The sequence below is a fragment of the Streptomyces sp. NPDC051976 genome (assembly GCF_040680795.1).
GTDB lineage: Bacteria > Actinomycetota > Actinomycetes > Streptomycetales > Streptomycetaceae > Actinacidiphila.
The window spans coordinates 76,434-91,474 of record NZ_JBFAXL010000017.1 but is presented as its reverse complement, the minus strand read 5'-3'; the positions used below and the strand labels follow the sequence as shown (position 1 = coordinate 91,474).

Sequence of the window (15,041 nt, the reverse complement as noted above, 5' to 3'; positions counted from 1 at the left end):
ACCATGACGTCGATTGCGCCGCGGGTCGCGCTGGCTGCCATGCCGTGGCCGGGACTGGCCGAACCGTCGCTCGGCCTCGCGACTCTCAAAGCCGAGCTAAGCCGGAACGCGATTGCCTGCCGCGTGCACCATCTCTACATCGGCCTCCTACGGCACGTGACCCAGGAGACCTACGACGCGTTCTCCCGGATGGTCGGGCTGAACGAGTTCCTGTTCACCGCGCCCCTCGACGACGTCGACGCGGTGCAACTGGACCGCCTGCTCGATGTCTGCGCGGACCCCGAGGGCACGCGGCCGCATCCCCGGTACCCGACCGCGGTCGATCTCGCGGAGGCGGCGCTGCGGGTCCGCAACGAGATCGTTCCCGTCTACCTCGAGGAATGCGCCGACCGCGTGCTGGCCGATGACCCGACGATCGTCGGGTTCACCTGCATGTTCGACCAGACGATCGCGTCGGTCGCCCTTGCCGAGGTGCTCCGGCGCCGCCGGCCCGACCTGATGATCGTGATGGGCGGCTACGCCCTCTTCGGTGAGCCGGGAATCGAGGTGCTGAAGACCTTTCCGCAGATCGATGCCGTCGTCCAGGGCGACGGCGAGCCGACCATCCACCGGCTGGCACTCGCCTCGGTCGGCGCCGACCAACTCGACCGCATCCCCAATGTCCTCACCCGCGGGCGAAGCAGCGCATGCCGTACTGTCCGTTCCGATCTCGCGACCGCGCCCACCCCCGACTTCGACGACTGGTTCGCCGACGTCGCGGCTCTGCGGGACGACGACCAGGTCACCATCACCACACGTTCCCTCCCACTGGAGGGTTCACGCGGCTGCTGGTGGGGCCAGACAAGTCACTGCACGTTCTGCGGAATCGACGAGTCGTCGCTGCAGTACCGCACGAAACCGGCCGAGGTCGTGCTAGCGACACTGCGCGACCTGCGCAGCCGCTACGGCGACCACGAGTTCCGCTTCTCCGACTACATCCTCGCCCGCCACCACTACGACGACCTGCTGCCCGCCCTAGCCCGCGAGCAGCCCCGATTTCGGCTGTCCTGCGAGATCAAGGCAAACCAGTCGGCCGCCCGGATGCGGCAGATCGCCGACGCCGGCTTCGTGGAGGTCCAACCGGGAATCGAGTCGTTCTCCTCGGAGCTGCTGCGCGAGATGGGCAAGGGCGTGCGCGGCATCCAGAACGTGGCCACGCTCAAGTCGGGCTACCTGCACCGCGTAGTGATCCACTACAACGTGCTGTTCGGATTCCCCGGCGAGAAGGTCGAGTGGTTCCAGGACCTCTTCGCCCGCATCCCGATGATCTACCACCTCGTGCCACCGATCAGCCGCTCACTGGTCCAGATCACCCGCTTCGCACCCCTTCAAGCCGACCCCGAACGGTTCGACATCTCCACCCGCGCCTCACACGACTGGCGCTACGACGTGATGTTCTCCAAAGAATTCCTGGAGCGGTCGGGAATGCAACTCGACAACTACGTCTACTGCTTCGAGCGCACCTTCGACACCCCGCCCGAACTCGCCGAGGCCCACCGGATCCTGGTCCACCAGGTCGAACACTGGAAGAACCAGCACCGACAGCGCGACGTCGTGCTCTTCTGGGAACGCACCAGGGACGGCGCCCGATTCACCGACTCCCGCTTCGGTGCCCCCGCCGTGCTCGATGTCGACGAGACCGTCTGGCGGGTCTACCAAGAGTTCGACCAGAACCCCCGCTCCATCTCCGACGTCCGCCACACCCTCGGCCGCACCGCGGGCATCACCCCAGAAGCACACGACAAAGCGCTGGACCAACTCGTGGCCGCACGCCTGGTATGGCGCGAGGGCCGACAAGCCCTCGGACTCGCCCTCCCCGCCGACGCCATGCGCGCCCACCTGGAATCCCACTGGAAGAACGAGTGGATCAGCCTGCGCGCCTAGCCGGGACAGCAGCGGCCTAGCACTGGACCTGCCGATCCTGTCGGCGGCGACGGTGGTGAACGCGATGCCCCCGCCGTGAGGTGAGTTCATGTCGCCTTCGTGCTCGCTACAGGTAACGGTGGACGCACGCCGGGTCGTGCCCAGGCGCTGTGCCAGGCAATCCCGCCACCCCGCACCACCCCAAACACCCGTGCCCAACCCCTCATCGGAACCGGTCGCGGGCAGCCAACGACCATCCCCAAGGCGCGGCCTGGACGCCGCTGTGGTCTGCCTGTTCACTGGGACGTGCCGCTGCGTGCGGCACACCGGACTCGCGTGGGGGTGGGATGATCCGGATTGATCTGGGGTCAGAGGGACTGGCACGGACCAGGTTCGTCGTGTCTCCGCTGCATCTGGTGTGCGAGCTGCTGTACAAGGCAGGCCACCACCCGAACAAACTGCCCAGGGCATGGCAGTCACGCGCGACCACAGTGGTGCGGGAGAAGAGGCTGACGCTGCTGGCCGCGCTCGCCACCGCGAGCCCTGGCATACCCGACTTCATCAGCCCCCAGCCAGCAGCATTCGACAGCGACCCGCACGACCAGCTGCACCTGGTGGCGACCACCCCGACGGACAGAGTCGACTACGAAGTCACGTCCCACCTCCCTGGCCCCCAACGTGATCGCACTGACCTGTCCAGCCGGTCGGGCACCCTTCTGCGACGGGCCATGGACCGCGGTGAACGCGACTTCGCCAACCAAGTAGCCAGCCAGCTCGGACAGTTCTGGGACATCGCAGTCAGCCCTCACTGGGCACAGCTCCACCACCAGATGCATTCCGACATCTCACGGCGCGCCGTGACCAGCGCGCGTGACGGCTTCCACCAGATGATCAAAAGCTTGGGCCCAGCCTTCACGTGGAACGCCGGAAGCCTGGAGCTCACCTTCCCCCTGTGCGACCAGAACGTCTCCGCGAGCGCCCAGGGCGTGATGTTCGTCCCGTCGGTCTTTGGTACCCCCAACATGTCCTGCATCGACGGACCCGAGGCCCCCGGCCCCCGCCTGCCCATGATCACCTACCCGGTCGACGCGCTCCCTCCGAAGCAGAACCTGCCGGAGCTGATCGGCACCACCAGAGCCGAGATACTCGCCGAACTCACCCAACCTCAGACCACCGAGAGCCTTGCCCGGCGCCTGCACCTCAGCCGCGCAACCGTCTCGTACCACCTGCAGATCCTCCATCGTGCCGGGCTGCTCCAACGCACCCGCCAGACGCGGCACGTCTATTACCAGCGCACGGAGATTCCCGTGCCGTGAGCGGCGATCAGTCCCGGCTCAACCGCGGCCCTGCACGGGCTATACGTCGGATGCGGACATCGCGCTGAGCTCCTTCGCGACTCCCGGACGACGACGTCGGCGCCGAGATCGATCCTGAGCATGCAGTCTCCTGACGCCGTCAGAATTCGAACCTGATCGAATGATTCGAGGATCCGTCAGGCCTGCGCTTTCCTTGAGCCGGGCCAGAACATGCTGGCAGCAGCAGGATCCGGCCGGTGCCAGCAGGGCGCCAGGACGGGCCAAAGACCCGTGAATGTCGCGTCAGCGTCGGTCAGTTGGGGCCATCGCTCGGGTTCGGCCAAATGCCACCACGTCACAGTCAGGAGTCATCATGCGCTTACGTTCCATCGCCGCCGCCACCGCGGCCTCCGCCGCCCTCACCTTGGCCGCCGCCGGCACCTCGCAGGCGGCCACCACAACGAGTCACCACACGCCCGTCAGTGTCACCAACAGCCAGGTGAACACGACCTACAACACCGCCGGGCGGGCGATTCTGCGCTCGGGCATCAAGGGCATGCACACCAACGCCGCGGCGTCATGCGGCCTGGAAAACATCGGCGCCCCCGGCAGCTTCGGCTACCAGGGCACCTACGCGGGCCAGGTCGAGCAGATGTGGGACACCTGCTCGGGTCGAGTGGTCGCGCACTGGCAGTTCGCGGACGGGTTCATCAACTCCGGCTACAACGGGACACCCGTCTCCCTGGCGGTCGGCGACCCCTACGGGGGCACGCTCTGGGCGGACAACGCGGGCTACGCGATCTCCTCGCAGAAGAACGTCTACCTCTGGGGACCGAAGTGGAACGTCTACAGCCCGGATGCCTGGCGCGTGGGCGCCGAGGTGAACGACTGCCAGTGGATCTCCTGGGGCACCCTGCACAACTACGCGGGCTACGACCAGAACGGCCCGGTCGTCACCAGCGGGCAGGGTACCTTCCCGAGCGCCCCCTTCTGATGAACTGAGCCGCCGCGCTGCTGCTCGGTATCCCCCCGGGCGTCGGCAGACCGGCATTTCAGTTGGCAATTCGCAGTCAGGCGAGCGACCGGGGCGCACCACGGGCTCCCGGACCGGCAGAGACAACCCCTGCGGGAGGCGTCATCGTTTCGCTGACGCCTCCCGCGGCTGCCTCCACCGTCACGGCCGCCGCCGGGGCAGTGCCGCGTCTCGCCAAGGTCCAGAAGATGCAGGAACGCTCCATCGGCCGCCGCACCTACATCGCCGTGGCACATGTGAGACGTGACGCTTTGCCGCCAGCGGCGCTCTGTTCCCTCCCGCCGCCGTGGGCCGGTAGGACCTGCACATGATCTCCATCACCCCTCGCCACAAACCTGGCCGGCGGGCAGTCACAGCGACGTTCGGCACCATCGTCGCCGTCCTCGCGTCGCTGACCGGATCGGCCGGACCGGCATCGGCCGACACAACCGCACACGCCCCAGGGCCCGCGGCCACCACAGTCGGCAGCCGGCACACCGTCACCCTCCTCACCGGTGACGTCGTCCGGGTGTCGGGGCCGGGCAACGGTCCCCAGTCCATCGACATCACCCGCCCGCGCGGCGCCACCGGAGGAGTAAGGACGGAGGTCGTCGGAGGCGACCTGTACGTGTACCCCGACGAGGCGATGCCCTATCTGGCCGCAGACCGGATCGACCGCCGCCTGTTCGACGTCACGTCACTCATCAAGCAGGGCTACGACGATCAACACAGCGGCAGCATCCCGCTGATCCTCGGATACCGCCCGGGAGCAACGCAGCCACTGTCGTCGCGCGCCGTCCCCCGCGGCAGCACCCGGCTACGGTCGCTGCGGAGCGTCAACGGAAACTCCGTCAGGGCCGCCAAAAAGCAGGCGAGGCAGCTCTGGACGTCAGTCGTCCCGCCCGCGGCCACCCGCACTACGGCACCGCTGCTGCGTGACGGACTGTCCAAGATATGGCTGGACGGCAAGGTCCACGCCGATCTACGGGACAGCACCGCACAGATCGGCGCGCCCACCGCCTGGGCCGCCGGCTACGACGGCAAAGGCGTCAAAGTCGCCGTGCTGGACACCGGCATCGACTCCCACCACCCCGACCTGGCCGGCCGGGTGAGCCAGGCCGTCAGTTTCGTCCCCGGCGAGTCGACCGAGGACGGCAACGGCCACGGCACCCACACCGCCTCCACGGTGGGCGGCAGCGGCACCGCCTCGGACGGCGCCGAGAAGGGTGTGGCTCCCGGCGCCGACCTGCTGGTCGGAAAAGTACTCGCCAACGAGGGCTACGGAGACGACTCCTGGGTGATCGCCGGCATGGAGTGGGCAGTCAGCCAAGGCGCCAAGGTAGTCAGCATGAGCCTGGGCGGCTCCGACCCCACCGACGGCACGGACCCGATGAGCCAGGCCGTCGATCGGCTGACCGCCCAGAGCGGTGCGCTGTTCGTGGTCGCGGCCGGAAACACCGGCGCCGAGGCAACGATGAGCGCCCCCGGCACCGCCGACTCGGCGCTGACGGTGGCTGCCGTGGACTCCGACGATCGACTGGCGTCCTTCTCCACCCTGGGCCCCCGCTACGGCGACTACGCCCTCAAGCCGGACATCGCCGCCCCTGGCGTCGACATCCTCGCAGCCAAAGCCGGCGGCAGCGCCGACACCGGCTGGTACCAGACCATGAGCGGCACCTCGATGGCGACTCCGCACGTGGCCGGGGCAGCCGCGATCCTCGCCGAGGAGCACCCGGACTGGACCGCGCCGCAGCTCAAGGACGCGCTGATGAGCACCTCGAAGCCACTCCCCGACTACACGGCCTACCAGGTCGGCGCTGGCCGCGTCGATGTGGCCGCCTCGCTCGGCGCATCGGTGTCGGCCACCGGCTCGGCGTACTTCGGCTTCGACGGCTGGCCGCACGACGACCAGGCACCCGTCGACCGCACGGTGACCTACCGCAACAGCGGCCCCGCCCCGGTGGAACTGCACCTGTCGCTGAACGCCTCCGTGGCCGGGGGCCCGGTCGACGTGGACCCCGGCGCCGACGCCGGCACGCCCGCCCCCGCCGGGATGTTCGCACTGTCCGCCGCCTCAGTGACCGTGCCCGCGCACGGTTCGGCCACCGTCACCGCCACCGCACGGCCGCAACTCGGCGCCGACGGCCGCCGGTACCTCGGGCAGATCACCGCGAGCGACGCCTCCGGCGCCGTGCGGGCGCGCACCCAGGTCGGGTTGTACAAGGAGGACGAACGGCACTCCCTGAACATCGTCCTCAAGGACCGGTCCGGCAAACCCACAGCAGGCCTCGTCGAGCTGCAGCAGTTCGGCACGGACGCCGACCCCCAGCTGATCCAGGTGGGCGACACCGGCCGCCTCAGTGTCCGGCTGCGAGCGGGAACATACAGCGCCCTGACCTATCTCGACGTCGTCGGCAGCCACGGCCCGGACTCCCTGGGCACGGCCCTGCTGGGCGACCCGCAGATCTCCCTCGACCAGGACCGGCAATTGGTCCTCGACGCGAGCAAGGCACGCGAGGTCACCGCGAAGGTGCCGCGCAAGACCGAGGACCGGATGCTGTACATGGACTGGCACCGCTCCGACGGCGGCGTCAGCACCATGGACGTGCAGTACCTGCTGCCGCCCACGTACGACAGCATGTTCGTGCTGCCCACCCAGCGTGTGACCCAGGGCAGCTTCGAGTACGAGACACGGTGGCGCAAGGCCTACCCGCTGCTGACGCTGGCTCACCACGGTTCGCCCGTCACCGTGTTGGGCCAGGCCGGATCCGCGCTGTACGACGGCAAGAGGCGCCTGGTCGCCGTGTACGCCGGCGCCGGAACCCCTGCCGACTACACCGGCATCGATGCCAGGGGCAGAGCCGTGCTGGTCACCCGCTCCGACGCGCTCACCGCCACCCAGCGGGCCCAGGCCGCAGCCGACGCCGGTGCCGCGCTGCTGATCGTGGTGGACGACGCACCCGGCAAACTGATGGAGTGGGTCGGCACCGACGACGGCGGCTACAGCAAGGTCCCCGTGGTCGCGGTGACCGCGCGCGAGGGGGCGCCACTGATCGCCCAGACCCGCAAGGGCACGCTACGGCTCGACGTCGAAGGCGTGCCCAACTCACCGTACGTCTACGACCTGGCCGACCCGCACCCGGGCCGGATCCCGGCAACCGGGCTGACCTACCGTCCGCGCCCGTCCGAACTGGCCACCGTGGACATGCGTTTCCACGGCACGAGGTCCTACCCCAGCGGCGAGTTCCGCTGGGACTACCGGCCCTACCGCACGTACGCGGTCGGGTTCCCGCTGCGGATGGACATGCCCGGGACGCGTACCGACTACCTCTCCGCGCAGCCCGGCACCACGTGGGCCGAGGACGCCGTCACCGGGCCGGACCTGGAATGGGAGTCCAACGGAGCCATCACCTCGTACCGGGCGGGCACCCGGGTAACCAGCGACTGGTTCGCCCCCGTCGTCCACCCGCGCAACGGCGGCGGCTACTGGTGGTCCGAGCGGCAGCAGGGCTTCCTTTCCATCAACATCCAGCCCTGGACCGACAGCGGCGCCGGATCGAGCCACGGCGGCACCATGGTCGACGGCACCAGCACACTGGACTTCAAGGTGTTCCAGGACGGTGAGCTGGTCGCAACCTCGGCATGGCCGTCGGCGACGCTCTACCCGATTCCGACCGTACCGTCGACGTACACCCTCGACCTGCGCGCCGAGCGGGACCCGGCCACGTACCGGCTGTCGCCGTCCACGCACACCGTATGGCAGGTGAAGTCCGCCCCGGTGACCGATCCGACGGAGATCGACCGCATGGCGCTCCTCCAACTCGACTACGGCCTGGACACCGACCTCGCAGGCGACGCGCGAGGTGGCCGGCAGACGCTGCGGCTCACCGGAAGCCATCTGCCCGACGCGGCGGGCGCCGGCCGGATCGCCGGAGCTACGCTCTCGGTCTCGTACGACGACGGCCGCAGTTGGCACCAGGTCTCCCTCGACAAGACCGCCCGCGGCAGGTGGACGGCCCGCTTCGACGCGCCCCGTCACGGCTTCGTGTCGCTGAAGGCGCAGGTCTGGGACGACGCGGGCAACCGCGTGTCCCAGGAAGTGACGCGGGCCTACGGCCTGAAGTGATCACGACGGATGCTGCTGCCCGCTCTAGGAGTCGGGCGGCAGCATCCGTATCCTCCAGGGACCTCTGTTCGATCTCCAGGGAGTCCCATGCTCGCCGCGCTCGGCCTCGGTCGCGCTGAAGAGGAGATCTACCGCCTCCTCGTAGCCCGCGCCCGCACCCACGCCCATGAACTCGCCGCCGAGACCGGGCGTGCTCCCGACGACGTGCTGGAGTTGCTCAACGCCCTCGTCGCACGCGGTCTTGCCGTGGTGGACGTGCCCGAGGAGTCCGGCCCGGCCCACGTCGGCGCCCCGATGCCGACCGTGTTCAGAGCCTCGCCTCCCGCGGTCGCGCTGGGCGGTGTCCTGCGCCGCCGACGCGACGACCTGCGCGCCGCCGAACTGGAACTGCTGGCCCTGGCCGACCAGCACCGCGCGGCAACGGCGAGCGGCAGCGTCGCCGAGGTGATCACCGACGCCGACGCGGTGCGACACCGCTTCACCCAGCTCCAGGAGTCCGCACGGCACGAGGTGCGTTCGATGATGGTGCCCGATCTGACCGTCGTCCCTCCGCACGCGAACACTGCTGAAGAGAGCGGGGTGCGCCGCGGGGTGCTCTACCGCACCATCGTGCAGCGGGACGCACTCAAGGAACCGGGAATGGTCGCTCTGGCACTGGCCGCGCTCGCCTCCGGCCAGCAGGTCAGCGTCACCGAGGTGGTGCCGGTGAAATGCATGATCGCCGACCGTGAGCTGGCGATGGTCCCTCTGCTCCCCGGCCGCAACACCGCCGCGGCGTCGGTCCTGGTGCACGCGGGCGGACTGCTCGAAGCCCTTGTCGCCTACTTCGAGCTGGCCTGGCGTCAGAGCTACCCGCTGTCACTGAACATGGTCTCGGACGCGGTCACCGAGCGCCGTCCCGACGTGATCGACCCACTCGATGCCCAGGTGCTGAACCTGGTTCTGGCAGGGCTGACCGACCAGGCCGCGGCCAGCCAACTCGGCGTCTCCCGGCGCACCGTCCAGCGGCGGATCGGCGAACTCATGGTCAAGGCCGGCGCGGAGAGCCGCATCCAGCTCGGTTGGATCGCCGCCCGCAAGGGCTGGGCCTGAGCCAGGCCGAGCATGGGCCCGCATGACCGGTACATCGTCGACGTGTCCGGGAGCCGGGCGGAAGTCCGTCAAGGTCCGCAGCCGGAGACCGGGCCAGCCGGCACTGCGAATCAATGCGGCGGACGACGACCTTGGACCGTTCGAATGACCGTCTTGTCACCACCGCGTCGTCGCAGCGAGTCCGCCCGGAGGCAGATGGGCCACGTGGTAACACCTCTGGGAGGCGCCGCGCGCCACCGTCACCGCGACGGGAAACTCGTGCCGAGGAGTTGATGCGCATGTCGGCCGACCGTGCCGGCGGAGAACCGCGGACACTGCTGAAGGACTTCTCAGGTCCGGAAATCCAGCAGGCGGACAACGATGGTCCTTGAACTCATCATTGTCGGTCTGGGAATCACGCTGGAGCCGTTCCCACTTGTCGCGTTCGTTCTGTTGCTGTCCGCCGAGCGAGGTGTCCGCAACGGGCTCGCCTTCATCCTCGCCTGGCTGGCATGCCTGGTCGTGGTGATCGCTGCCGTAGTGCTGTTGACCGGTGGTCACCCGCCGTCCCACAAAGCGGCTTCGTCAACGGCTGCGGTGGTGGTCAAGCTGGTGGTGGGCATCGGCTTGATCGGATACGGCGAGCACAAACGGCGCAAGGTCAAGGTACCGCACGAGCGCAAGACCCCGAAGTGGCAGACACATCTCGACCAGGTCAACCCCTGGTCGGCTGCCGGAATTGCGGTGTTGCTCCAGCCTTGGGGGCTGGTGGCCGCTGCTGCGGCCGCGGTGGTCCAGGCGAACCTGTCGGACTCCGCCACCTGGTTCGCCCTCTTCGCCTTCTGCATCCTGGCGACGTCGAGCCAGTTGGCGATGGAGATCTACAAGGCCTTCGCCCCGAGCGCCGCCGAGCTGAGATTGGAGCGGCTGCGTCGATGGATCGTCGATCATCAGGAGCAGACGATCGTCGTTCTCTCACTCCTGATCGGCTTCTGGCTGGTGGGCCACAGCATTTCGCAGCTCGCGTGACAGACCGCAAAACTGCCCCCTCACGGGCGGGCCGTCCCCCTACTTGGGTGCCGCCATCCGCAAGGCCCCTCGGGCAGGTCGGCGAGCTGGCACACCTGCGAGCAGTTGACGGGCGGCAGCGGAGAAGACCATCCACGGGTCGCTGCGGTCCTTCAGCACGTGTACAGGCGTAGAGCCCGCTTGTGTCGGCACCCTTGCTCGGACTCGAACCGGCGTCCCCCGGGCGTACGGGGCCGCCCCGGCCTCTTCCTGGTTGTCTCCGTCAGCAGCCCGCCCTCAACCGGCGTGGCGGTTCCGTTCCGCCTGGCCACAGGACCTGCGGTCGGGCCCTCGGCCAGGCTGTCACGTCACGGACTACGGCTCGTACGCCGGATGGGGAAGGTCTGCTGCGGGCGTCAGTAGCCGGTGCCGCGCTTGACCTGGGCCCGCTCGACCTCGTGGGTCGCACCCTTCTGGTCCAAGGTTCCGCACGCGTCGGCGATGTCCTGGCTCAGGCGATCGACCTGCTCACGGCTCAGGGTCTCCTTGACCAAGGCACGCAGGATCTTCACCCGCTGCGCGTTGGGCGGGAGCGTATACGCCGGCACCATCCAGCCGCGCTCGGCCGAGAGCTGCCAGGCGACGTCCGACTCGTCGTAGGCGTGCTTGCCCGCGAGGCGGAAAGCGACCAGTGGCAGCTGCTCGAGGTCGCTGCCGATCACTTCGAAGCGGCCGCTGCTGCGCAGGTTGTCCGCCAACGCGCGGGCGTTCGTCTGCATGGTCTCCATGACGTAGGCGTAGCCCTGGCGGCCCAGGCGCACGAAGTTGTAGTACTGCGCGAGCACCATCGACGCGCCGGTCGAGAAATTCAGCGTGAACGTCGCGTCGGTCTTGCCCAAGTAGTTCTCGTAGAACACGAGGTCCTTGGCCAGGTCCGACTCCTGGCGGAAGATCAGCCAGCCGATGCCGGGGTAAACCAGGCCATACTTGTGTCCCGAGACGTTGATCGAGCGGACCTGCTCGAGCTGGAAGTCCCATACCGAGTCCGGGTAGAGGAAGGGCCACACGAAGCCGCCGCTCGCGGCGTCGACGTGGATCGGGATGTCGAGGTCCCGCTCCTTTCGGATGTCCCGCAGGAGCTTGTCGATCCCGACGACATCGTCCTTGTGGCCGGTGAACGTGGTGCCGAGGACGGCGACGACGCCGATCGTGTTCTCGTCGAGGTGAGGCTCCACGTCCTGCGGGCCGATCGTGTACTTGCCCTCGGCGAGCGGTACGATCCGCGGCTCGACGTCGAAGTAGCGGCAGAATTTCTCCCACACGACGTGGACGTCGCCCCCGAAGACCAGGTTGGGCCGGTCGACCGACAGGTTCGCCGCCTGGCGGCGCTCCCGCCACTTCCACTTCAGCGACGTCGCGCCCAGCATGATCGCTTCGGACGAGCCCTGGGTGCGGCATCCGGTTGTCTTGCCCGGTGCGTGGAAGAGGTCGGCGAGCATGCGCACGCAGCGTTGCTCGATCTCGGCGGAGATGGGGTACTCCGCGTGGTCGATGAAGTTGCGGTGGAGGTTCTCGGCAATGATCCGTTGCGCCTCCGGCTCCATCCAGGTGGTGACGAACGTGGCGAGGTTGCGCTGCGGGTCGCCCTCCATGACGAGGTCCTCATCGAGCAGCCTCATTGCGTCCGTTGCGGTCATGCCTTCCTCGGGGAAGGTCTCCGAGGGCGCAGGCGCAGTCAGGAACCGGTTACCGAACAGAGCCGCGTCGTCACGCTTGGTCATGGCGATGATCCAAGCAGTTACGGGACCTTCCTCGGTACAAGACACGCCGCAGCACACCAGCGAGCCGCGTCGGCTGGCGGACCGGCTCTGATCCGGAGCCGGCCAGCGCCAGGCCCGCACCCGTGGCGGGGCGGGGCGGGCGATGCCGATGGCTTCCTTCGTCCCGTACTTCAGCCACACCAGGAACAGCCCCAATTCCTCGGCTGCACTCCGCCAACCGCGCCCGGATTGTACGCACCAGTGGCGGCGTGTTCGCCAGCAGGCCCTCCGACACCAACCCGTACATCACCTGCCGCAGAGTGACGCCGACCCCGTAGCCGTCCGCGATCTCCCGCGGCCGCGCCACGATGACCGACCATCGCGCCATGCCCTCCATGGGGTACATGCACCTAACCCCGCCCCGCCGACCCCGCCGCACACGGCCGAGTACACTCCTTCGACGGCCACCCGTGCGATCCGCAGCCGCGACCGCCGCCCTCCCCCGACGGCCACCAGCTCAGCCAGCAGATCGATCCGCCGCCGAAGCTCCTCCAGCCGCGACCCAGTTCGGCGCCGTCCAGTGCGACGCGGCCCATCTTGACCATGCCGAGCTTCCGGGCAAGGTGCAGGGCACCGTGCGGGTCCTCCGTCGCGCCCAGGAATTGGCCGAACTCTTCCTCCTCAGCGTTCTGATCGAACGGCGGGAACATCATCAGGTCCAGAAAGCCCTCGTGCCCCACGTCCTGGACGGCATGGACGTAGACCTCGAACAACTGCCCCGCGGGGCGGACCTCTACGTACCTCACACCAGGGCGCTGGGGCACTGCGATCGGCCCGAGGAACTGCTCGACCGAACGCCCCCGCCGCAAGGCCCCGATGATGAAGGGTTCCTCCAAGTAGCGCACCCAGGCACAGTACGGCCTGCTGAACAGCTGACGAGCTTGACGATCGAGGAGCTGCCGTCCGGCGGTCGCTTCCCCTACCCCAGGCCGAGGGAGGCGAGCGCGGTGGTCCAGTCGGTAACGATGGCCTTCTGCGCCTGGGCCAGGGTGATCTTGCCGTTGCAGACCGCGGTGTGGAGTTTGGTCTCCACCGGGTCCTTGAGGTTGTTCACCCCGGCGCCAGCTTTGTGGCCGGGGTCCGCGGGCTCTACCCAGAGATTGCGGGGGTCGTTGGGGTCACCGCCGAGCTGCAGGCTGACCAGGTGGTCATACTCGGCTTCATTCATGGGGCCGGTGTACCCGTAGGACGTGGCGTTTGCGGTCTTCTCCTTGCCCGTCACCGACGCCGGCGGGCGGATGCCGCCGGTGTAGCCGCCTTTGCGGCAGATCGTGCTCGCGATGTTGGCCTGCGTCACCGCAGGGCTGACCGCGCCCGGGGTGCAGCTGCGGTCCTCGAGCGGCTCGCCGTGCTCGTAGCGGTAGTGGCAACTAGCGGCCGCAGGCTGCTGCCGCGCCCGGTACTTGCTCTGCGGCCCCTCCCCCACCGGGATGGGTCCCGCGGCCACGGGTGCTGTGGCGCTTGCCGTCGCGGGCGGAGTCCCGTGCCCGGACGGAGTGCTGGAACCCGCACTGGTGGACGCGTGGCAGGCCGTCAGCGCAAGAGCGGCAAGCAGGGCGGTCAAGGCGGCTATAGGGGTGGGGCGCACAGGTGGTTCCTCACGGTTGGAAGCGGCGCGGACATCCTGCCCCACTCGCGGTTCCCCTACGCCGCTGGGTACCGGCATGGAGAAGCAGTTGTGGGCGCTTTGGGGCTTCACGGCCGGCCATTCCTCGTCATGCCGGGCCCCGGGAGAGCCAGGCCTGGCCACGCGCGGCCAGCCTGCTGGCCAGCCAGCCGTCCAGCGCTTGAGCGCGCGCACCGTCCGGCGATGTCGATGCGGTTCGCCCTGGCGTCGGCCCCGCCCCAGGGATTCGGGCGGGTCCGGAGAGGTGGGTGCAGGCGGCTGCGGACGCGCGCTGCTGGTACACCGCAAACTGCCTTGAGTGCTCTGGCGGCTTCCTGCCCCGATGTGGAGATCGGCTACCGGCCGGGGTCCTGAACTGTGTCGCAGCGCATGCAGTCCCGGTACGTCGGAGCGGGGCGGACCGGAAGTGTCAGGGGCTGTCGCACTGCCAGTCCCACCGGCGCGGATCCGCTGCACGTGGTTCGTAGACCGCACGCCCTCCAGAGCCCCAGTGCCCAAGTTCCGTGGCCAGGGCCGCCCCGCAGGCCAGAGCATCGGCGGCCCAGCCGGTCACGTCGAGCAGGAGGCCGTCCAGCGGCCCCCCGACCAACTCCCGGTACTCGTGACCCGGGCGCGGGTCGGGGTCCTCATGGTCGGCGCCGTAGACGCGCCGCAGCGGGGTCGTCATACCGCCAGGCTGACACACGGGACTGACAGCTTCCTCGACGCGCACGGCAGCCAGACCCGGCCCGTGACATCCGACAGGGCAGGCCTGTGGTCGGGTTCGGCCGACTCTCGGGCTACCCGGGCATACCCACGCCTGCGCAACGACGCAGGCCCCAAGGATCCAAGAGATCCCACCCGAAACACGACGCAGCGCCAGCAACCGGCCATCTGCACAAAGATGCGCAACATAGAACTGAACGAGGCACTTTCGAGCAAGGAGCGCTCTTTTGATCTTGCAGAAGGGATTGGCATCGCTGCCATCCTCTGCCATAGTTCCGGCCGCTGGCTCCGTTACAGCAGCACCCCGTACTGCCATATTGCCCCCGTACAACCATTGGACCTCGGACTGATATCGATCACATCGGATCGGTCTACGGGTTCTGGGATGGGATGTCGGCCGCCCCCAAGGAGCACCGCGTGGCACGTGTCATGAACGTCAGAGGGAGACGGCAAGGGACTGGCCGCCGCCGCGGCA

10 protein-coding genes are annotated in these 15,041 nt (G+C 68.6%); 6 read left to right on the top strand and 4 right to left on the bottom strand.

From position 1 onward, the window contains the following. Nucleotides 1–3: 3 nt before the first annotated feature. From AB0M29_RS19160 to AB0M29_RS19135, 6 genes are all read left to right on the top strand, one after another. Nucleotides 4–1,923: a RiPP maturation radical SAM C-methyltransferase gene (locus AB0M29_RS19160; protein WP_365383960.1), complete on the top strand. Its 1,920-nt coding sequence runs from the start codon at nt 4–6 to the stop codon at nt 1,921–1,923. 377 nt (nt 1,924–2,300) lie between these two features. After that, on the top strand, nt 2,301–3,218 hold the full coding sequence (locus AB0M29_RS19155; RefSeq protein ID WP_365383958.1) for a DUF5937 family protein: 918 nt from the start codon (nt 2,301–2,303) through the stop codon (nt 3,216–3,218). 352 nt (nt 3,219–3,570) lie between these two features. Next, entirely contained in the window at nt 3,571–4,191 is a 621-nt protein-coding gene (locus AB0M29_RS19150; protein WP_365383956.1) for a hypothetical protein, read from the top strand. A gap of 346 nt (nt 4,192–4,537) precedes the next feature. Beyond that, nucleotides 4,538–8,335: a S8 family serine peptidase gene (locus AB0M29_RS19145; protein WP_365383954.1), complete on the top strand. Its 3,798-nt coding sequence runs from the start codon at nt 4,538–4,540 to the stop codon at nt 8,333–8,335. 87 nt (nt 8,336–8,422) lie between these two features. Next, nucleotides 8,423–9,427, top strand: coding sequence for a helix-turn-helix transcriptional regulator (locus AB0M29_RS19140; protein WP_365383953.1), 1,005 nt, complete (start codon nt 8,423–8,425; stop codon nt 9,425–9,427). Between the two features lie 360 nt (nt 9,428–9,787). Continuing rightward, nucleotides 9,788–10,435, top strand: a complete 648-nt coding sequence (locus AB0M29_RS19135) for a GAP family protein (RefSeq protein WP_365383951.1) — start codon at nt 9,788–9,790, stop codon at nt 10,433–10,435. Between the two features lie 395 nt (nt 10,436–10,830). On the opposite strand, the gene AB0M29_RS19130 is transcribed toward AB0M29_RS19135, so the two are convergent. The 4 genes from AB0M29_RS19130 to AB0M29_RS19115 all read right to left on the bottom strand — a co-directional run bounded on the left by AB0M29_RS19130 (nt 10,831) and on the right by AB0M29_RS19115 (nt 14,528). Continuing rightward, a complete protein-coding gene (locus tag AB0M29_RS19130; protein WP_365383949.1) occupies nt 10,831–12,195 on the bottom strand; it encodes a glutamate decarboxylase in 1,365 nt (454 codons plus the stop codon). Between the two features lie 389 nt (nt 12,196–12,584). Then, entirely contained in the window at nt 12,585–13,079 is a 495-nt protein-coding gene (locus AB0M29_RS19125; protein ID WP_365383947.1) for a hypothetical protein, read from the bottom strand. A 74-nt stretch (nt 13,080–13,153) separates the two neighbouring features. Beyond that, nucleotides 13,154–13,681, bottom strand: coding sequence for a hypothetical protein (locus tag AB0M29_RS19120; protein WP_365383946.1), 528 nt, complete (start codon nt 13,679–13,681; stop codon nt 13,154–13,156). Nucleotides 13,682–14,270: 589 nt separating this feature from the next. Then, nucleotides 14,271–14,528, bottom strand: a complete 258-nt coding sequence (locus AB0M29_RS19115) for a hypothetical protein (RefSeq protein ID WP_365383945.1) — start codon at nt 14,526–14,528, stop codon at nt 14,271–14,273. Nucleotides 14,529–15,041 lie beyond the last annotated feature (513 nt).

What these genes read in the sequence shown, in the direction of transcription:
- AB0M29_RS19150 (WP_365383956.1), top strand. Translation starts at nt 3,571, where the DNA reads ATGCGCTTACGTTCCATCGCCGCCGCCACCGCGGCCTCCGCCGCCCTC.
- AB0M29_RS19140 (WP_365383953.1), top strand. Translation starts at nt 8,423, where the DNA reads ATGCTCGCCGCGCTCGGCCTCGGTCGCGCTGAAGAGGAGATCTACCGC.
- AB0M29_RS19135 (WP_365383951.1), top strand. Translation starts at nt 9,788, where the DNA reads ATGGTCCTTGAACTCATCATTGTCGGTCTGGGAATCACGCTGGAGCCG.
- AB0M29_RS19115 (WP_365383945.1), bottom strand. Translation starts at nt 14,528, where the DNA reads ATGACGACCCCGCTGCGGCGCGTCTACGGCGCCGACCATGAGGACCCC.
- AB0M29_RS19145 (WP_365383954.1), top strand. Translation starts at nt 4,538, where the DNA reads ATGATCTCCATCACCCCTCGCCACAAACCTGGCCGGCGGGCAGTCACA.
- AB0M29_RS19160 (WP_365383960.1), top strand. Translation starts at nt 4, where the DNA reads ATGACGTCGATTGCGCCGCGGGTCGCGCTGGCTGCCATGCCGTGGCCG.
- AB0M29_RS19130 (WP_365383949.1), bottom strand. Translation starts at nt 12,195, where the DNA reads ATGACCAAGCGTGACGACGCGGCTCTGTTCGGTAACCGGTTCCTGACT.